Annotated in this window: 20 protein-coding genes; 10 read left to right on the plus strand and 10 right to left on the minus strand. The window is 65.5% G+C overall.

Translation table 11 applies throughout. The annotated features are described in order from the left end of the window. Positions 1-177 precede the first annotated feature (177 nt). Genes C441_RS01715 through C441_RS01735 form a run of 5 tightly spaced genes read left to right on the plus strand, consistent with a single transcriptional unit; the run spans position 178 to position 5,140 of the window. The gene (locus tag C441_RS01715; protein WP_007273499.1) at positions 178-1,488 is read left to right on the plus strand and encodes an ABC transporter substrate-binding protein; all 1,311 of its coding nucleotides are present in this window, start codon (positions 178-180) and stop codon (positions 1,486-1,488) included. A 52-nt stretch (positions 1,489-1,540) separates the two neighbouring features. Next, positions 1,541-2,482, plus strand: a complete 942-nt coding sequence (locus C441_RS01720; protein ID WP_004970821.1) for a branched-chain amino acid ABC transporter permease — start codon at positions 1,541-1,543, stop codon at positions 2,480-2,482. Further along, the gene (locus tag C441_RS01725; protein WP_049920362.1) at positions 2,479-3,603 is read left to right on the plus strand and encodes a branched-chain amino acid ABC transporter permease; all 1,125 of its coding nucleotides are present in this window, start codon (positions 2,479-2,481) and stop codon (positions 3,601-3,603) included. The genes C441_RS01720 and C441_RS01725 overlap by 4 nt, the downstream gene beginning before the upstream one ends. Further along, positions 3,600-4,406 carry an ABC transporter ATP-binding protein gene (locus C441_RS01730; RefSeq protein WP_007273501.1) on the plus strand — a complete coding sequence of 269 codons (807 nt, stop codon included), beginning with the start codon at positions 3,600-3,602 and terminating at the stop codon, positions 4,404-4,406. The genes C441_RS01725 and C441_RS01730 overlap by 4 nt, the downstream gene beginning before the upstream one ends. After that, positions 4,403-5,140 carry an ABC transporter ATP-binding protein gene (locus tag C441_RS01735; protein WP_007273502.1) on the plus strand — a complete coding sequence of 246 codons (738 nt, stop codon included), beginning with the start codon at positions 4,403-4,405 and terminating at the stop codon, positions 5,138-5,140. Before C441_RS01730 ends, C441_RS01735 begins: the two co-directional genes overlap by 4 nt. 57 nt (positions 5,141-5,197) lie before the next feature. On the opposite strand, the gene C441_RS01740 is transcribed toward C441_RS01735, so the two are convergent. Next, the gene (locus C441_RS01740; RefSeq protein WP_007273503.1) at positions 5,198-5,995 is read right to left on the minus strand and encodes an RIO1 family regulatory kinase/ATPase domain-containing protein; all 798 of its coding nucleotides are present in this window, start codon (positions 5,993-5,995) and stop codon (positions 5,198-5,200) included. A 39-nt stretch (positions 5,996-6,034) separates the two neighbouring features. After that, positions 6,035-6,472 carry a universal stress protein gene (locus C441_RS01745; protein WP_007273504.1) on the minus strand — a complete coding sequence of 146 codons (438 nt, stop codon included), beginning with the start codon at positions 6,470-6,472 and terminating at the stop codon, positions 6,035-6,037. 153 nt (positions 6,473-6,625) lie between these two features. Here C441_RS01745 and C441_RS01750 point away from each other — a divergent pair, with 153 nt between their 5' ends. After that, complete coding sequence (locus C441_RS01750) at positions 6,626-7,768, plus strand: acyl-CoA dehydrogenase family protein (protein WP_007273505.1); 1,143 nt, start codon at positions 6,626-6,628, stop codon at positions 7,766-7,768. A 24-nt stretch (positions 7,769-7,792) separates the two neighbouring features. On the opposite strand, the gene C441_RS01755 is transcribed toward C441_RS01750, so the two are convergent. Beyond that, positions 7,793-8,248 (minus strand): FlaD/FlaE family flagellar protein, encoded by a 456-nt coding sequence (locus C441_RS01755; protein WP_004970812.1) that lies wholly within the window; start codon positions 8,246-8,248, stop codon positions 7,793-7,795. Positions 8,249-8,569: 321 nt separating this feature from the next. Here C441_RS01755 and C441_RS01760 point away from each other — a divergent pair, with 321 nt between their 5' ends. Beyond that, entirely contained in the window at positions 8,570-10,696 is a 2,127-nt protein-coding gene (locus C441_RS01760) for a histidine kinase N-terminal 7TM domain-containing protein (protein ID WP_007273506.1), read from the plus strand. Positions 10,697-10,793: 97 nt separating this feature from the next. Here the strand turns inward: C441_RS01760 and C441_RS01765 are convergent, their stop codons facing one another. The 6 genes from C441_RS01765 to C441_RS01790 form a co-directional block, all read right to left on the minus strand. After that, complete coding sequence (locus C441_RS01765; RefSeq protein WP_007273507.1) at positions 10,794-11,882, minus strand: hypothetical protein; 1,089 nt, start codon at positions 11,880-11,882, stop codon at positions 10,794-10,796. A 102-nt stretch (positions 11,883-11,984) separates the two neighbouring features. Then, positions 11,985-12,527: a FlaD/FlaE family flagellar protein gene (locus C441_RS01770; RefSeq protein WP_007273508.1), complete on the minus strand. Its 543-nt coding sequence runs from the start codon at positions 12,525-12,527 to the stop codon at positions 11,985-11,987. Between the two features lie 304 nt (positions 12,528-12,831). Next, positions 12,832-13,341, minus strand: coding sequence for a chemotaxis protein CheD (locus tag C441_RS01775; RefSeq protein WP_007273509.1), 510 nt, complete (start codon positions 13,339-13,341; stop codon positions 12,832-12,834). A gap of 21 nt (positions 13,342-13,362) precedes the next feature. Then, on the minus strand, positions 13,363-14,550 hold the full coding sequence (locus C441_RS01780) for a chemotaxis protein CheC (protein WP_007273510.1): 1,188 nt from the start codon (positions 14,548-14,550) through the stop codon (positions 13,363-13,365). Next, positions 14,547-14,915 (minus strand): chemotaxis protein CheY, encoded by a 369-nt coding sequence (cheY, locus tag C441_RS01785; RefSeq protein WP_004043735.1) that lies wholly within the window; start codon positions 14,913-14,915, stop codon positions 14,547-14,549. The genes C441_RS01780 and cheY overlap by 4 nt, the downstream gene beginning before the upstream one ends. 141 nt (positions 14,916-15,056) lie before the next feature. Further along, on the minus strand, positions 15,057-15,734 hold the full coding sequence (locus C441_RS01790; protein WP_007273511.1) for a DUF7500 family protein: 678 nt from the start codon (positions 15,732-15,734) through the stop codon (positions 15,057-15,059). A gap of 132 nt (positions 15,735-15,866) precedes the next feature. Between C441_RS01790 and C441_RS01795 the strand changes: the two genes are divergently transcribed. From C441_RS01795 to C441_RS01805, 3 genes are all read left to right on the plus strand, one after another. After that, complete coding sequence (locus C441_RS01795; protein WP_004043733.1) at positions 15,867-16,205, plus strand: ArsR/SmtB family transcription factor; 339 nt, start codon at positions 15,867-15,869, stop codon at positions 16,203-16,205. A 215-nt stretch (positions 16,206-16,420) separates the two neighbouring features. Further along, on the plus strand, positions 16,421-17,062 hold the full coding sequence (gene flgA1 / locus C441_RS01800; protein WP_007273512.1) for a flagellin A1: 642 nt from the start codon (positions 16,421-16,423) through the stop codon (positions 17,060-17,062). A gap of 9 nt (positions 17,063-17,071) precedes the next feature. Next, positions 17,072-17,668: an archaellin/type IV pilin N-terminal domain-containing protein gene (locus C441_RS01805; protein WP_049920363.1), complete on the plus strand. Its 597-nt coding sequence runs from the start codon at positions 17,072-17,074 to the stop codon at positions 17,666-17,668. A 325-nt stretch (positions 17,669-17,993) separates the two neighbouring features. Here the strand turns inward: C441_RS01805 and C441_RS01810 are convergent, their stop codons facing one another. Continuing rightward, positions 17,994-18,734 (minus strand): RAD55 family ATPase, encoded by a 741-nt coding sequence (locus C441_RS01810; RefSeq protein ID WP_004063737.1) that lies wholly within the window; start codon positions 18,732-18,734, stop codon positions 17,994-17,996. Positions 18,735-18,896 lie beyond the last annotated feature (162 nt).

An 18,896-nucleotide genomic window follows, 5' to 3' on the forward strand; every position in this document is an offset into this window, starting at 1 on the left:
CCGCTATTGTGAGACACCTACCCTAAAGAGAGACCCTACCAAATCATTCTGAAAAATATTGGTGAAATAATCCGTTGACGCCCGTTTCGTTCGACGGAGTCCGCGGTCCCGACCATGGACGGTTACAGGTATATTTAGGATAATTCGAGAGGAATGTTTGTTATGTCACCGCACGACATGGACCGCAGAACGCTACTGAAACTGTCTGGACTCTCGCTCGTCGGAGCGACCGCCGGCTGTCTCGAAGGGGAGGAAGAAGAGACCACCGCGGCGACGACCACCGAGGAAAGCGGCGGTGGCGGCGGCGAAGAGACCACCACGACCACCGAGGAAAGCGGCGGTGGCGGGTCGTCGTACACCATCGGCATGGTCGACTCGCTCACCGGGTCGCTCGCCCCGTACGGCGAGCGCAACACCCGCGGCCGCGAACTCGCGCTCGCCGCCGTCAACGAGGTCGGCATCGGCTCCGAGGGCGCATCCCTGAACATCTCCGTCGAGGACGACGAGAGTACGAACCAAGGCGGCGTCAACGGCGCACAGAAACTCGTCAACCAAGACGGCGTCCCGCTCCTCATCGGCTCTGTCGGCTCGGGCGTCTCCATCGCCATCCACGACAGCGTCACCAACGACGCCGGCGTCGTCCAAATCAGCCAGAACAGCACGAGTCCAGAACTCACGACGCGGCCGGAACTGCTCCGCATGAGCCCCTCGGGGGCCGCGAAGGGGCAGGCGCTCGCCAGCCTCGTCAGCGACGACGGCCACGACACCGTCGCCGTCACGTGGATCAACAACGACTACGGGACGGGGCTGTCCGACGTGTTCGCCGAGACGTTCGAGTCCGAGACCGGCGGCACGGTCGCCTACAACGAGCCCCACGACCAGGGCCAGTCGTCGTATAGCGGCATCCTCACCGAGATGGCCTCGACCGACGCCTCGGCGTGGATCTTCCTCACGTACGCGAACGAGTACACCGTCATGGTCAACGAGGGCTTCGACCAGGGTTACAACACGTCCGTGGACTACTACGGCGCGGAGTCCACCGTCGCCGACTCCATCATCGAGAACACGCCCGCGGGCAGTATGGACGGGATGAAAGGCATCACCGAGAGCGCCCCGCAGGACCAGGAGAACTACCAGAACTTCGTCTCCGCGTTCGAGGAGAACTACGACGCGACGCCGACGGTCTGGTCGGCGTACGCCTACGACGCCGTGACCGTCGCGGCGCTCGCGATCGAGGCGGCCGACGAGTTCACCGGCGAGGCGCTGTCGTCCGTCGTCCGCGACGTGACTCGCCCCGAGGGCGAGGAGGTCTTCAACTTCGAGGAGGCCGCGGCCGTCCTCCGCGACGGTGGCTCACCCAGTGACATCAACTATCAGGGCGTCAGCGGTCCGGTCGACCTCGACGAGAACGGCGACCCGCCGGGCTACTACCAGATATACAGCGTCGAGGACCACGAGTACGTGTTCGGCGACTACATCACGAGCTAACCATGCACGCACGGAACGGACGACGAACGACCCTCGGGAGGGTTCCGGAGCCGTGATACCGCTCCAGATCAGCCCCTTCCAGTACGTCGCAAACGGCGTGGTGTTTTCGAGCATCATCGTCCTCGCGGCCATCGGACTGTCGCTCGTCTACAGCATCGCGGACTTCGCGAACTTCGCCCACGGCGACCTCATGACCGTCGGGGCGTTCTCCGCGCTGTTCTCGGTCGGCTTCTTCCGACCGATGCTGGGCGACGCGGGCGTGTTCGGCCTGCCGCTTTGGTTCTTCCTCGCCCTCGCGTTCGGCATGGGAACGGCGGCGGTCATCTCCGTCATCACCGACCGCGTCATCTACCAACCGGTGAAGGGGTCCGACTCCATCGGCCTGCTCATCTCCAGTATCGGGGTCGCACTCGTCTATCGCGCGCTCGTCTTCCTGTCGTTCGGCACCGAGGCCGAGCGCTACGGCGTCCCCAGACAGGGACCGATTCCGTGGGTCCGCGAGTCGCTCGGCATCGCCGTCACGCCGCGCAACCTCGTCGTCGTGACGCTCACCGTCGTGCTCGTGGCGGCGCTCCACCTGACGCTGACGCGGACGACCCTCGGCCGGAAGATGCGCGCGACCGCCGACAACGCGGACCTCGCGCGTATCAGCGGGATTCGGACCAGCGAGGTCATCATCGCGATGTGGCTCATCGGCGGCGCGCTCGCCGCGGCCGGCGGCGTCTTCCTCGGACTGGAAGAACTCGTCCGCCCGCGGATGGGCTTCGACATCCTACTCATCGTCTTCGCCGCGGTCATCCTCGGCGGCATCGGCTCCGTCTACGGCGCGATGCTCGGCGGTCTCGTCATCGGGATGGTCCACGAGCTGGTCCCGCTTTTCAACCAGTGGGGCGTCATCCCGGTCGGCTCGCGGTACGCCGCGGCCGTCGCGTTCGTCATCATGGTCGCCATCCTGCTCGTTCGCCCGAGCGGAATCGCGGGTGATAGCGGATGAGCGCCGTCTCCTCTTGGGTGAGCGAGACGCTCGTCCGCGACGCGACCGAGCGGCGCATCTTCGCGGTGCTCGGACTCATCACCGTGTTGCTCGTCGCCGGCGTCTTCGCCGGCGTCATCGGGCCGCGGTTCCTCCTGTTCCAAATCGCGCTCGTCGGGATGTACGCCCTGCTGTCGCTCGGACTCAACGTCCAGTGGGGCTACGCCGGCCTCATCAACTTCTCCGTGGCCGCGTTCTGGGGTATCGGGGCGTACTGCGCCGCGCTGTTGACCGCGCCGAACTCCCCGCTCGGACTCGGACTCCACCCGGTGTTCGGGTTCCTCGCGGCAATCGTCGTGAGCGCGTTCATCGCGGTGCTCATCGGCATCCCGACGCTCCGCCTGCGCGAGGACTACCTCGCCATCGCCAGCCTCGGGCTGGCCGAGGTCATCCGCGCCATCATCCTCAACGAGCGCCAGTGGACCGCCGGGTCGAGCGGTATCAGCGGCATCCCGAACCTCATGTCGTGGTTGCCGCTGACCGACGCCGCGACGACGGCCGCAATCGTGGTCGTCCTCATCGCTGTCGTCTACCTGTTCCTCCGGCGCGTCCACCGGTCGCCGTGGGGGCGCGTCCTCCGGACCATCCGGTCCGACGAGGACCTCGCGAAGGCGCTCGGGAAGGACACCTACCGGTTCAAGATGCAGGCGTTCGTCATCGGCTCGGTCATCATGGCCGTCGCCGGGGCGTTCTACGCCCACTTGAACCTCTACATCGACCCCTCGGACCTCGTCCCCCTGACGACGTTCTACATCTGGATCGCCGTCATCCTCGGTGGGACCGGGTCGAACCGCGGGGCGGTCGTCGGCGCGGCCGTCGTCATCGCCATCCGCGAGGGGACCCGATTCCTCAACGACATCGGGTTCATCCAGACGCTCGGAATCGACTTGGCCCCGCTTCGACTGCTGTTCGTCGGCGGGCTCATCATCCTCATCATGCGCTTCCGGCAGGACGGACTCCTTCCCCCGAAGGACGAACTCATCTGGCCGGCGGCGCGCGACGGCAGTCGTTCCGGCGGCGCGTCACCGTCGGGTGCCGCCCCGGACGGCGGCACCGCCTCGAACGGGGGTGACGACCGATGAACGACGACGCGTACGAGGGCGCGCGCCTCGACAAGGACGACGTCGTCCTGAAGACGACTGGCTTGGAGAAGGCGTTCGGCGGCCTCGTCGCCACCGACGGCGTCTCCATCGAGGTCGACCGCGGGACCATCACCGGAATGATAGGGCCGAACGGCGCGGGGAAGTCCACGCTGTTCAACCTCATCTCCGGCTTCTACGACAACGACGCCGGCCACGTCACCGTCAACGGCGAGGAGGTGACCGACCTCGAACCGCACGAGCGCGCCCGAAAGGGACTCGTTCGGACCTTCCAGACGCCCCGGCGGCTGGAGGGGATGTCCGTCCGCGAGGCGATGCTCGTCGGGCCCGGGCCGCAGAAAGGCGAGTCCATCTTCTCGCTTTTCTTCTCCGGCTCAGACGTGACCGAAGAGGAGCGGGCGAACATCGAACAGACGCGCGAGTTGCTCGAACGGTTCGAAATCGGGCACCTCATCGACCAGCCGTCGACCGACCTCTCCGGCGGGCAGATGAAGCTCGTCGAGCTGGCGCGGGCGTTCACGACGGACCCCGACATCCTGCTCCTGGACGAGCCGGTCGCCGGCGTCAATCCGACGCTCGCAAACGACATCAAGCGGTTCATCCGCGAACTCAACGAGGAGGGCCAGACCTTCCTTATCATCGAACACGACATGCCGTTTATCATGGACCTCGCAGACCCCATCATCGTTCTCGACCAAGGGAAGGTGCTCATGGAGGGCTCGCCGGACGAAGTCCGCTCTGACGACCGCGTCATCGAGGCGTATCTCGGGGGGGCCGGCCCGTGACCAACCGCGCACTCGACGTCGCCGGCGTCGACAGCGGCTACGGCGAGGTGCAGGTCCTCCGCGACCTGACGCTCCACCTCGAATCTGACGAAATCGTCTGCATCATCGGGCCGAACGGCGCGGGGAAGTCGACCGTCCTCAAGACGGTGTTCGGCCTCCTCAAGCCGTGGACCGGCTCGGTCGAACTGAGTGGGCAGGACATCACCGGCGAGGAGCCAGAGGACCTCGTCCGCGTCGGGATGGGCTACGTCCCGCAGGTGGACAACGTCTTTTCGTCGCTTACCATCGACGAGAACCTCAAGATGGGCGGGGTCGCCCGCTCCGAGGGCCTGCAGGCCCGAATCGACGAGCTGTACGACCAGTTCACGATTCTCGACGAGAAGCGCTCGGCGAAGGCGCGGACGCTCTCTGGCGGCCAGCGGCAGGTGCTCGCGTTCGCCCGCGCGCTCGTGATGGAGCCCGAGGTGCTCCTCATCGACGAGCCCTCTGCGGGCCTCGCGCCCAACATCGTCCAGTCGGTGTTCGAGGACGTGAAGAAGGTGAACGAACTCGGGACGGCGGTCCTGATGGTCGAGCAGAACGCCCGCGAGGGGCTCGGAATCTCCGACCGCGGCTACGTCCTCGACCAGGGGACCGTCGCCTACGAGGGCGACGCGGCCGGCCTCCTCGACGACCCCGAAGTCTCGCGGCTCTACATGGGCGGCGCGGACTACGAGGGCGTCGAGGGCGAGTAGCGCGGTTCGCGCCCCGCATCCCGGCGTTTTTCGTTCTGTTTTCGCGGGCCCCGACGACTACGCCGCGTGCTTTTCTATCTCGCCTTTGAGCGACGCGGCGTCGAAGTCGTGGTCGGGCCGGATGTTGACGAAGTCGAGGAAGTCGACGGCGTCCAACAGCGCGTCCGCGTCGTAGGCGTCGAGCGCCGCGGCGACCGCGCGCTTGGGACCGACGAGCGGTTCGAGCGCGGCCAGCCCGCAGGCGAGGTCGTACGCGCGGGCGTCGCGCATCCCCTCGTCGTTGACGTTCGTCGCGTCGATGAAGTAGATGCCGTCCTCGCGGACGAGGACGTTCTCGGCTCTGAGGTCGCCGTGAGCGAGGTGGTTGTCGTGCATCTCCGCGAGCGCCGCGAACAGCTCGGGCGCGAGCCGCGAAACCTCCTCCCGCGGGGCGGTGTCGAGGGTGTGGAAGTTCGGCAGGTATTCGAGGACGAGGACGCCGAGGCCGTCCACCTCGAACGCCTCGACCGGCGCGGGCGCTTGCAGGCCGATGTCGCGGAGTCGCTTCGTCGCGTCGAGTTCGTGTTCGGCCATCTCCAGCGGCGTTCCGAAATGTCCGAAAAAGCCCTCCGTCCCGCTGGAGAACGCGCCGAGGTTCCGCCCGGTCGTGAACACGGCGTGGACGAGCGAGTTCTGTTTGGAGATGACTTTCACGAACCACTCGTCGTCGACGACCATCGGGGTCGAAAGCCAGTTGTCCGCCTCGAGAAATCGGATGTGGAGGGTGTCGCGGTCGTATCGCCGGGCGAGTTCGCGGGCGACCGTCTCCAGACGCGGCCACCCGAGGCGGCCGCGGACGAGCCGACGGAGGTCCATGCACCCCCGTAAGACGAGGGGCGGCTTAACCTCGTGGGCCTACGACGACTCCTGTCGGACGGTCAACACGGGCGCGTCGGAGCCGCGGACGACCCGCTCGGCGACGCTCCCGATGAGGTAGCGGTCGATGCCGCTCCGGCCGTGTGTCCCCATCACCACGAGGTCGGCCTCCTGCTCGTCGGCGTGGCGGATAATCTCGCTCGCGGGCGTGCCCTCGGTGACGACTGTCTCGACCTCGACGTCGGCCTCGCGGGCCCGCTCGGCGACGCGGCCTAACACCTGTTCGCCGCTTTCGAGGAGCGCCTCGCGGACCCGTTCGAGCGAGAGCGCGGGCGCGGCGTAGCCGACCTCGCGCACGTCCGCGACGTAGAGCGCCACGAGCGTCGCGTCGTAGGTTCGGGCGTGTTCGAGCGCGTGGTCCAAGGCGGCGTCCGCGCAGTCGCTTCCGTCGGTCGGAAAGAGGATGTGAGAGTACATACGAGCGTCTCGGAGCGCGGCGCAAAAAGACCCGGCCGGCCATTCCCACGCGGTGGGAGCGTCCCGGAGCGGGCCGCCGCTTTCGCCCCCCGCGACGCACATCCTTCATGGTCGTTCGATTGGTTTATGTTCGGCACGGCGATAGTTTGCCGCATGGACTTCGACATCCCGGCCGAACACCGGATGATTCGGGACACCGTCCGCGAGTTCTGCGAGGAGGAAATCGCGCCCATCGCGCAGGACATCGAGGACGAACACCGGTTCCCCGCGGAGATATTCGACCAGTTGGCCGAGTTGGACGTCATGGGCGTCCCCATCGACGAGGCGTACGGCGGCCTCGGCGGCGACCAGTTGATGTACGCCCTCGTCGTGGAGGAACTCGGCCGCGTCTCGGGCGGTATCGGCCTGTCGTACGCCGCCCACGTCAGCCTCGGGTCGAAGCCGATCGAGCTGTTCGGCACCGACGAGCAGAAGGAACGCTGGCTCACGCCGCTGGCGACCGGCGAGCACCTCGGCGGGTGGGCGCTCACCGAACCCGGCTCGGGAAGCGACGCCAGCGACATGGACACGGTCGCGAGAAAGGACGGCGACGGCTACGTCATCGACGGCACGAAGCAGTTCATCACGAACGCGAGCGTCGCCGGCTCGATTCTCGTGAAGGCCGTGACGGACCCCGGCGCGGGCTACGACGGTATCTCGACGTTCATCGTCGACCCCGAGAACGACGACGGCTTCGAGGTGACGACCGAGTGGGACAAGATGGGACTCAACTCCTCGCCGACCTGCGAGCTCTCCTTCGACGACTGCTGGGTGCCGGAAGACCGCCTGCTCGGCGAGGAAGGCGAGGGCTGGACGCAGACGATGAAGACGCTCGACGGCGGCCGCATCTCCATCGCGGCGCTCTCGGTCGGCCTCGCCGAGGGCGCGTACGGCCACGCCAAATCGTACGCCCGAGAGCGCGAGCAGTTCGACCGGCCGATTGCGAAGTTCGACGCCATCCGCGACAAGCTCGTCTCGATGCACCGCAAGACCGAGCGGGCGCGACTGCTCACCCACAAGGCCGCGACGCGGTACGACGCCGGCGAGCGGGTCAGTCGGGAGTCCGCGCTGGCGAAACTCGACGCCTCGGAGGCCGCCCGCGAGGTCGCCGAAGACGCGGTGCAGGTGCTCGGCGGCTACGGTTACACGACCGACTTCGCCCCACAGCGGTTCTACCGCGACGCGAAACTCATGGAAATCGGCGAGGGGACGAGCGAGATTCAACACCTCATCATCGGCCGCGAACTCGGCCTCTGAGGGGCGCTCGGAGTGGGCTGAGGCTCAGTCCGACTCGGCCATCGCCGACAGCCGGGCGACGTACGAGAAACTGCGGACGTGGTCTTCTTCGGTCGGCGCGTCTTCGAAGTCCGCGGGAACCGTAAACGAGACGACGCGCTCGCGAATCGCGTCGTGGGCCCCGTCGCCGATCCAGCCGATGTCGCGGTAGTACGACACCATCTCCAGCGCGCCGCGCCCGCCGAGTCGCTCGACGAGGTGGACACACCAGTCGAGGAGCACGCGCTCGGCCCGCGGCGTCCGCGGAACGTCGTCGAGGAACGGTTCGCCGTCCGAGGTGACCGCCGCGGTCGTCGCGAGGAGGCGCTCGTGGGCCACGTCGCGCCACGTCCGGTTCGTCGGCGGGTCCGCCCAGTCGAACGTTCGGTCGCCGGTCCCGCGGCGGGGCCTCGACCCGGTCGGGTCGTCGGCGTCGGCGGGGTGACGTGACTCGCGCGGCATCTATCCCTGCGTGTGCGTCCAGCCGAATTAAGCGTTCGGGCGTACGTCCGACGCGTGACAGGTCCGTGGTCAGGCGAGCCGATGGAGTCGTCCGAACTGGTCGATTGATAACCGGCTGACGGGGCGAGTAGACGATGGAAATACAGCACGCGACTGGGGCGTGTAGGGCCGCATCGACGGGAATCGTGCCGGTATCATCGTTGATAGACAGAGCGAACTGCTTAAGTTCCGAACCAGCTACACGTTTGATATCGATCCGATGTGACACTCATCGGAAAGAACAGTTCCAAGAGAGTCACAGATGCGAGCCACGACCTACTCATGACCAGCGTCGGGCAGTCCCCGCACGCGTACGCGCTGTTCGCCGCGGGCATCCTCGCGGGTGCCGTGACGCTCGTCGTTCTCGGTCGGTTCCGGCTCTACTCCCGGCGCGTCCGTCTCCCCTTCGCGCTCTTGACGCTCTCCGGGAGCATCTGGGCGACCGCGTACGGCTTCGTCTTCCTCGCGGTGACGCCGGCCAGCGAGCTGTTCTACGCGCAGTTGGCGTGGGTCGGCGCGGCCGTGCTCCCCACGATATGGCTCGTCTTCACGCTCGTCTATGCCGGCGAGGACCAACTGCTCTCCTCGCAGATGCTCGGCTTTCTGGCCGTCGAACCCGCCGTCGCTATCGCCCTCAAGTTGACGAACGCTTCCCACGGACTGCTCGGGTCGCCGCTCGACCTCTGGCGGGCCGCGAAACCGAACCGATTCGCCGTCTCCGGCGCGGACTTCCTCGGTCCGTTCGGTCCGGACCTCGTTCTCGCCGCACACGCCGTGTACGGGTTCGGTGTCGCCATCACCGGCGTGAGTGTCATCGCGCGGACCTACCTGAAGAGTTCGAACATCCACCGGCGACAGGCCGGGTTTCTCTTCGTCGCCGGCGCGATTCCGCTCGCCGCGCTCGGCGGCGAGTTCTTCTTCCCGTTCCGAATCAACCCCGTCCCCGTCTCGATCGGCGTCAGCTCGGTCGTCGTGCTCTGGGCGCTCTTCAGACACCAGCTGTTCGACATCACGCCCATCGCCCGCGACGCGATTCTCTCGGAGATGCGCGACGCCGTCGTCGTCCTCGACGAACAGGACCGAATCGTCGAATCGAACGGTGCCGCCTCGGAACTGCTGGCTCGACCGGTCGCCGACTGCATCGGCGAGTCCGTCCTCGAAAGCGTCCGCGTCCCGGCCGAGGTTCGGACGGTGTTGGAGGGCGACGACAGAGCCGAGGCGGTCGTCGAGGACGGCGACAGCTGTCGGTATTTCGAGGTCCGCGCCGAATCGCTCGGCGACCGGACGCGCGACCGGGCGCGCTTGCTCCTCTTCTACGACGTGACGGAGCGCCGCCGCACCGAAGAGGAGTTCCGCGCGCTCATCGAGAACTCGCGGGACGTCATCACCGTCCTCGACGCGGACGGCGAGCGGACCTACACGAGTCCCTCGATGACGGAGGTGCTCGGCTATCGGACCGAGGCGCTCGTCGGCGAGTCGGTGCTCGACCTCGTCCACCCCAAGGACAGAGACCGGGTCGCCGACTCTCTCGACGAAGTCGTCACCGGCGACTCGCCCATGCTCGCGGAGTTCAGAATCCGCCACAAGAACGGCACGTGGCGGCGGTTCGAGACGGTGGGCGTGAACCTCCTCGACGACCCCGCCGTCGGCGGCGTCGTGTTGAACTCGCGGGACGTGACGAGTCGGCACCGCTACGAACAGCGCCTCCGGGTGTTGAACCGCGTCCTTCGGCACGACCTCAGAAACGATATGAACGTCATCCTCGGCCACGCCGACCTCCTCCTCGACGAACGCATCCCCGCCGAGTCGAAAGACCACGCCCGGACGATAAAGCGGAAGGCGTCGTCGCTGGTCGAACTCGGCGAGCAGACCCGGCACATCGACACGACGCTCACCCGCGAGTCGTCCGGCCTCGAACCCGTCGAGGTGGTCGAGCGCATCGAGACGCAGTTGGACGACGTCGAGTCCGACTACCCCGAGGCCATCGTCCATCGGAACCTCCCCGACGAGATGTGGGTCTCCGCGGACGACCTCATCGAGTCGGCGCTCAAGCACCTCATCGACAACGCACTCGAACACAACGACCGCGTCATCCCGGAGGTCGCGGTCACCGTCGAGCGGAGTCAGACCTCGACCGACTACGTCGAGATTCGAATCTCCGACAACGGACCGGGCGTCCCCGACGCCGAACTGTCCGTCCTCGAATCGGGGACCGAGACGCCGCTCCAGCACATAAGCGGGCTCGGCCTCTGGCTGGTCCAGTGGATAATCGACCGCTCGAACGGCCGGCTCCGGTTCGCTGAAAACGAGCCACGGGGGACCGTCGCAGTCGTCGGCCTCCGGAGCGCCGACCGAGCGGTCTCCGTCAGCGACGGCGGCACGGTGACGAGCGGGTCAGAGACGGATTGATTGGCAGGCGAAGTCACTCAGTAACGCGGAGCCGGCGTACGAACGGGGAAAACGGGAACCGAGGCCGAGAGAACGAGACGCCCAGAGCACCGAGCGTTCAGGCCGCGTCCCGGAGTCGCACCGCGAGTCTGTGTGCGCCCTCGGCCGCGGCGGTCGTCGGGTCGTCGGGAGCGACCACGTCGACGGGGCGGTCGAGTTCCGCGGCGAGACGAGATTCGAGCTCTCCGACCAGCCCGGGGATGCACGCCATCCCGCCGGAGACGACGAGCGGGCGGGCGCGAGCGAGCTGATAGGTCTTCATGTGCGAGTTCGCCAACCGCGAGAAGAAGTCGCCGAGCTCGGCGACCGCGTCGTCGAGGTAGTCGTCCAGCGGTTCCATCACACCCCGTTCGACGGTGAACTCGTGGACGCCTTCGCTCCCCTGTTCGACCGCGTCGGTGAAGGGTTCGAACCCGCCGAAGTCGGCGTGAATTTCCTTGTACTCGCGGGCGGTTGCGGGGTCGATAGTCACTCGCCCGTCGGTCTCGGCTTCGACCGCCTCGGCGATGCGCCGGTCGACGCGGTCGCCGGACACCTCTGCGGAGACGAACGGGAGTAGCCGCGTTCCGTGTCGGTACGCGCACGCTTCGAGGTTCCTCGCACCGAGGTTGACGGCGACGAAGACCTCGTCGACCGCCTCGATACCGTCGCCGAGCGGCGGAATCGACGCGCACAGCGATTCGGGGACCCCGCGCGTGAGCGCCGCACCGAGACCGCACTCGCCGACCGCGGTCCCGAAGTTCGCGAGGCCGACTCGGTCGTCGACAGTCGGCATCGCGTACACGACGGCGCTCTCCGCGGGGAGGTCGTGTCGCTCGCAGAGTTCGCGGACGAACCGCTCGAACCGCTCGGCGTCGCGGGCGGTCGCGGGCACGCCCGACCGGAGCATGAACTCGCCTCGTTCGGGAGACCGCCCGGCCGCTCTTTCGCCGTTGGGGCCGCTCCCGTCGCCGACGAGCGCGCCGTCGCCGTCGTCGTCATCGGCCAGACACGAGGGGAGGCAAACCGTCGTCTCCGCGTCGCAGTCGTCGAAGACGAGCGCCGTCCGGCAACTCCCGAACTTGACGCCGATGGCCCTCGGCACGTCGCGCTCGGCGGACTCGCGCGTCGCGCCGGCGCGGTTGGCCGCGGCCGCGTCGTTCGTCATACGGTATCAACTCGATTCGGACTCGGCGGGGTGGTTCGCGCAGTCATGGAATTCACTCGGTTGTCGCAAGGAGAGACCGTGTTCGAGACCCGGCGGTCGGCGTCACACCATCGAGGAGAGACGGGCGACGTAGACCAGGCTCAGCAGGTGGTCGTCGACGTCGAGGTCGGTCGGTTCGTCGACGTCGGCGGAGAAGCCGAGGAGGTAGTCACGGAGCGTCTCCTCGACGCCTGGCGTGACCCAGTCGACCGTCTGGTAGTACCGGAGGGCGTCCATCGCCCGCTTGAACCCGCCTTTGAGGACGAGGAACTCCAGCCAGTCGAAGACGACGCGCTCCGCGCCGTACTTGTCCGGTAGCGAGCGGAGATACGGCTTTTCGACGCCGTCTTCCTCCCCGCGGGACTGGTGGACCAGCAGGTGTTCGAGCTGGCTCGACCGGAGCGCCTCGGACGCCTCCTGTCGGCTCCGGTCGAAAAGCGGGTTGTCGAACCGGAACGGTCCCCGGTCGTCGAACCGACCGTCGTCGTACCGGCTATCGTCGAATCTATCGTCGAATCGGCCGTCGCCGTTCCGTCTGGGCCGTGGAGCGTCACGCGCGATACGTCGGAGTTCGTCTGGGTCGTATTCGTCCGGGTCCAAGTACATAGGTCACCTCGTTCAAGACGGCACGACCCCCGAGTCCCCCTGACTCCGGGCGGCGGAGAGCGCAGGGCGCTGTCCGGTGTGTCACACGCGTTGTCGTACCGTTTCGGTGAAAGCATTCGAAGGAGGCGACATAAATCTATTCGAGCCATTATCAACAGTGATACCGCACTGTCTCGGAGGTCGAAACCCGTCGTCCTCGCCCACCTCAATATCTCCGGTCACCTACGCGGATGCGAGGCGCGGTTTCGACGCGACCTGCGGGGTACGGTTTCGACACAACCGCGTCGAGAAGAGAGAAACCCGCTCAGAGCACGTGGGTGCCGCTTTTCGCGCTCCGCACGCGGAGGTCGCCGGTCTCGCTTTCGAGCTCCAACGAGCGGCCGTGGGAGCCGCCGACGTCCTCGGCGACGACGTCGATACCGAACCCGGCGAGCGCCGTTCGCGTCGCCGCGACGTTTCGGTCGCCGATACTGCCGTCGCCGTCGGCCGAGGTGAAGTCGAACATGGTGCTTCCCCCGGCGATTTTGGCGACGATTCGGTCGGTGTCCGCGCCGACCGCCCGCATCTCTTCTAGCAGGAGTTCGACGCTGGTGTCGACGAACTTCGCCGGCTCGCTGTCGTCGTCCCCGTTCGGGAGCATAGCGTGTGCGAGACCCGAGATGCCCGTCTCGGGGTCGTACAGCGCGACGCCGATACAGGAGCCGAGACCGCTCGTCGTCAGCGTGCTCTCGTCGCTGGAGACGGCGAAATCGGCGATTCCGACCTTGATCCGACCGGAGCGGGCCGCGGGCGTGTCCGTTGTGTAAACTTGCATTGAGATACCTCTACGGGGGGTTCACGCGGCGGGTGAGAGTTGCTTGAGCGCCTTGCGCAGTTCCGTCTCGTCGGGGAGCGCGTAGATGTCGCAGGTGAACTCGTCGTCGTCCGTTCGGATGGTCGAGTCGATGAGGAACGCGTACTCTTGAGACTGCGCGAGGTCCGTCGCGAGCGGGTCGATGATGGCCGACCCGATGTCGTGGACGTGCTTTGGCGGCGAGATGTCGATAGTCGTTTCGAGCGCGTTGGCCCAACCGTCGAGGAAGCCGGAAGTCGTGATGTTTCCGATCTCCTGAATCGCGCTCTGGCGCATCGCCTCGTCGCCCTCCATGCCCGGCAGGAGACTGCTGGCGATGTTCTCGGCCGACGGCTCGTCGAAGAGGATGGCGATGTAGCCGCTCGGCGTTCCGCTGAACTCCAAGACGACGCCGCGACGGACCGCATCTGTCAACGACATCGGCACTCCCTCGATGGGGACGAAGCTCAGCCGACTCACCTCGACGGTCGTGTCGATGCCCGTCATCGCCGTGATGTCCTCCGAGGCCTGATTCGCGCCGTCGTTTATCATCTCGGAGAAGGCGGCGAACGACTCGACCGGGAGCGCGCCGTCGTCGCCGCTCGCCTCGACGATGGTCCCGATAGACGAGGCGGTCGGCACCATGTACAGGTCGAACTCGATGGCGTTGTCCGCGGCCTCCAGCTGGTTGCGGAAGACGAGGACGTGCTCGTCGTCGCCGCCGTTTTCGAACCCCTCGGCCTCGATGTGGTCGAGCGGCCCGTCGTTCTCGTCGTCGACGTAGGTCGGCGTCGTGATGTCGACGGTGGTGTCGAGGTAGTCGGCCCAGCCGTCGATGAAACCGCCGAGCATGATGTTCGCGACCTCCTTGAGGCTACTCTCGGCGAGTTCGCCCTCGGCGTCGGTGGCGTCGATGCCCGGCATCAACGCGTCGACCAACCGCTCTGCGGACTCGGGCGAGAACGCCAACACGGTGTGGCCGTCCAAGCCACCCGAAAAGCCGATGTGGACGCTCACGAGGTCGCGTTCGGCGAACTCGTTTTCCACGTCCGACTTCGTCCCGAGCTCGACCTTGGTGACGTTGACGTACGTGTCGATGCCCGCGAGCGTGGTCAGCGAACCCGCGGCTTTCTCCGCGCCCGAGTGAGCGAGCCGACTGAACGTGCGTAGCGACCGGACGTCGAGATTCATGCCTCTGCCTGAATCACGTCGGCGATGGCCTGGAGCACGTTCGGCTTCTGGAACGGTTTCGTGATGTAGCCGTCGGCCCCCGCCTCGACCGCTTCGCGCATCTTCTCTTCCTGTCCGACCGACGTGCACATGATGACCGATGCGCCGGCGTCGAGCGACTTGATCTCGGACGTCGCTTCGATGCCGTTGCGAATCGGCATCACGACGTCCATCGTGACGACATCGGGTTCGAGTTCGCGGTAGAGTTCCACCGCTTCGACCCCGTTTTCGGCTTCGCCGACGACTTCGTGTTCACCCTCGAGGAGCTGTTTGAGGAGATTCCGCATGAACGCGGAGTCGTCTACGACCAGTACCTTGCTTGCCATACCTCCAGATTTCCGAAAATCACACCATAAACCCTTCCTCCCCATTATCAAGGCTGATACGGGATATGAAGCGTCAATCGCCCACGTCACGCCGTGTCGACGCCGATTCTCGGAGAGCGCTCGCAGAGCGTGTCACCCTCGTCAGCGTTGACGTGGTGGGAACGAAGCCCCCGTCTCTTCGACGGCGTCGAGAAGGTCGCCGATGCTGTCGTCGCGGCCGAGTCCGTTCGCGGCCGCGAGCGCCTCGACGGCCCGACTGGGGTAGGTGACCTGAACCTCCGAGGCTAAAAGCAGGATACCGAGCACCTCGTCGGGCGGCGTGTCGGCGCTACCGACGGCCTCGGCGTACCACGTGAGAAACGAGTGGACGACGTCGGTCACGTCGTCGGAGACGGTCTCGTGTCGGGCGACCTCGCCGTCGACGAGCGCGGTCGTGACGAGCGCGTGGTCCGCGCGGACCGCCCCGACGCGCTCCGCGAGCAGGCGGCGGGCGAGCACGGCCCGTTTTTTCGGGTCTTTCGGGAGGACGAGCTCGGGTGCGCTGGTGCTCGTGTCTCTCTCGTCGTCTTCACCGGCCGCCTCCGTACCGGGGCGGGTGGCCCCGTCGGAATCGGAGTCGGAGTTGGAGTCGGAGGGTCCACTCTCGCCACCGGCCTCGTCGTCGACCGGTGTTGGCGGCCTGTTTTCCCCCGTCGAGATGACGTACCGACCCGTGTCGAGCGCCGCGACGTGCTCGTCGCGGCTGATATCGAGTTCGTCCGTCCCGACGACCCCCTGCTCCTCTGGGTGAGCGGGGGGACGTTCGTCCTCGTCGTCCATCGGCGGATGCTCGGTGCCGTGGCATATAATCCCATCGTCACCGCGCGTGGCGACCTCACTACTACGACTGAGAACGTGGCAGATAGACAACCAACACATTGACAAGCGGCGCGTCCTGATGAATCTCTATCTATGGAGTCTGACAGGACCCTCTCAGCGCTGGGGAACGAATACAACCCGGATATCCTCCGTGCCGCGGACGAGCCTCACTCGGCACAGGAGTTCAGCGAGATGTTGGATATCCCCATCGCCACCTGTTATCGCCGGATCGAGGAACTGACGGCCGCGGGCCTCCTCGAACTACACGACCGGGTTCTCTCCGACGAACACCGACGGACGAACGTCTATCGCCGCGAAGTCGACGAGATCGTCGTCCGCTTCGAGGGCGACGATTACACCGTCAGTGTGACTGAGCGCCCGGAGGTGAAGAACAAACTCGACGACGTGTGGCGGAAGATTACGCAGGACTGAACCTGCTCCGGCTCCGGTCTTTTCCCCTACGTTTTCTGAGACGAGCGCCGATTCAGCTTCCCGCGTGAGCGTGCGAAGAACCTTATTTATCGACGCACCCACCCACCGATATCAGTCTTGATATTGAGGGCCGTAGCGTTATGTAGGACCTCTCCAAGTTGACGAGTGACGGTTCCCCGCTCTCCACAGAGTGTGGGACCAAACCCACGAAACCTATGTTCGAAAACATCAACGAAGACCGGGGTCAGGTCGGTATCGGGACCCTCATCGTCTTCATCGCGATGGTTCTGGTCGCCGCAATCGCGGCGGGCGTCCTCGTGAACACGGCTGGCTTCCTGCAAGCCACCGCCGAGGACGCCGGACAGCAATCTGTGAACAAGGTCACCAACCGCGTCGACGTCGTCAACGCCCACGGCTTGGTCAATCAGACCGGTGAGGAACGCACCGTCGACCAGGTTTTCCTGACGGTTCGCCTCGCGGCCGGCTCCGGGAGTGTCTCTCTCGAAGACACGACGGTCAAGTACCTGAGTGAGACGACCGCACGGACCCTCACGTACAACGACACTAATGACGCTAACGACCAAGCGGACCCGGTCAACCTGACGACTGGGAATAACTTCACCGCGGGCGTTCTCGAAGACGGCGACGGCTCCTTCGAAGTCCTGAACGAACAGTCCGACCGCGCGGAGATCGTCATCAACACCTCCACGGTCGAAGGCTCCACAGCCAACGGGACGGCCACGGGTCAGACCGTCAAGCTCGACATCACTAGCCGCAACGGTGGCACGACGCAGGTCATCCTGACGATGCCCCAGCAGCTCGCCGGCAAGGACAACAACGACCCCATCGCACTCTAGGTGACTCACATGTTCGACAACATTACTGACGACGACCGCGGTCAGGTCGGTATTGGCACGCTCATCGTCTTCATCGCGATGGTTCTGGTCGCCGCAATCGCGGCGGGCGTCCTCGTGAACACGGCCGGCTTCCTGCAGGCGACCGCCGAAGACGCCGGAGAGCAGTCCGTGAACAAGGTCACCAACCGCGTCGAAGTCCTCAACACGCACGGCACGGTCGGCGATGGAGACCACATCGACAACATGACACTTACTGTCCGTCTCGCAGCTGGTTCGGACGCGGTGGACATGAACGAAACGTCGATTAAATACCTCAGTGGCGATAACGTGGTCACCCTTACGAACAGTACGTCTGCAACGGCGACTGCTACGGAGTTCAACCTCTCGAGGGTGACTGATAATGATGATTCCTTCGGCGTGCTTAACAGCATGAACGACCGCTACGAGGTCGAAATCAACACGGATGCAATCGAGGGAACTGGCCTCGAAACGGGTGAGCAGGTCACCCTCGAAATCACCTCCCGCACGGGTGGTACGACGCAGGTCATCCTGACGATGCCCCAGCAGCTCGCCGGCAAGACGCAGGGCGAACCCGTCGAACTGTAACCCGGTTCCGCGGCTTTCCTTCTATTTTACCGACGCCGACTCCCGAGCGGCGGCGCTGTCGTTTGTTCGGAGTACACGGCTTACGGCGCAACTCGGTCGGAGTGACGCTATCGGAGGCCGCGCTCACTCGACAGGTAACCGCCGTAGGTGAGTTGCGGGGATGAGAAGAGACGAACTGAAAGGAGACGGTAACCGGCGAGACGAACACGAACGATGTCGACGAGTGCGGCGCGTTCCCGTGTGCGGGGGAGCCGGAACGGTCTGACGGCGAAGACAGAAAAAGAGCCGCCGGGATGGAGCCACGCCGGTCTTCGAGGCCGACCCGTTACTCGGTCTCTTCGCCGAACCACGGCGGGGATTCGCCGACCATCGAGAACCCGGCCGCCTGCTCGTATATCTTGATGCCGCCCTGTGCGATTTCTAGCGGGAACATCGAGTTCTTGATGCTCTGCTTGCGCATCTTCGCCACCCAGATGTAGCGGTTGCTCGTCGCGCCCGCGGGACTCTGGATGAGGTAGATGTTCCCGTCGGTCAGGAAGTTTTCGAGGCCGATGTCGGTCTCGGGGAAGATGGCCGACTGCTCGGTGGTCAGAAGCGAGGTGAGACCGCTGTCCTTCAGGATGTCGATGAACTTCAGGAGGTACTGGCGCTGTTCTTTCTCGTCGTCGAAAAACAGCTGGAACATCGTCAGCGAGTCGAGGACGAGCCGGTCGTAGTTGGTGTCCTGAAGATCGCCGAGGATGCGGTCGAGCGTCGTCGAAAAGTCACCGTCGCGGAGGAGCGTTCGCTTGTCGTAGACCTTGATCTCGCCGGACTCGACGTACTCGTGCCAGCGGTCGAACCCGATGGACTCGGCCGCCTCGCGGATGTCGTCTTCCGTCTCTTCGAAGGTGAGATACAGGCCGCCTTCGTCGAACTGGTCGACGCCGTTGTAGAGATACTGGAGTCCGAGGATACTCTTCCCCGTCCCGGGATTGCCGCTTATGAGTACCGCGGCGTTCTTGACGATACCGCCGTTCAGGATGGAATCGAGCCCTTCGACACCGGTCTTGACTAGTTCTGTCATGATTGTGTTAAACCGTGTGTTGACTGTCGGACGAACGTCCGTGCCGACGCCGGATAATTCTTCTTACCGCCGCTACGGCGTCGTCTGACTTTTATTACACGTTCGTGGGAGAGAAACCCAGAGCCGTTCGAATATCGGGACTGATAACGGGACGGGAACTTT

The sequence above is a fragment of the Haloferax sulfurifontis ATCC BAA-897 genome (assembly GCF_000337835.1).
Classification (GTDB): Archaea; Halobacteriota; Halobacteria; order Halobacteriales; family Haloferacaceae; genus Haloferax; species Haloferax denitrificans.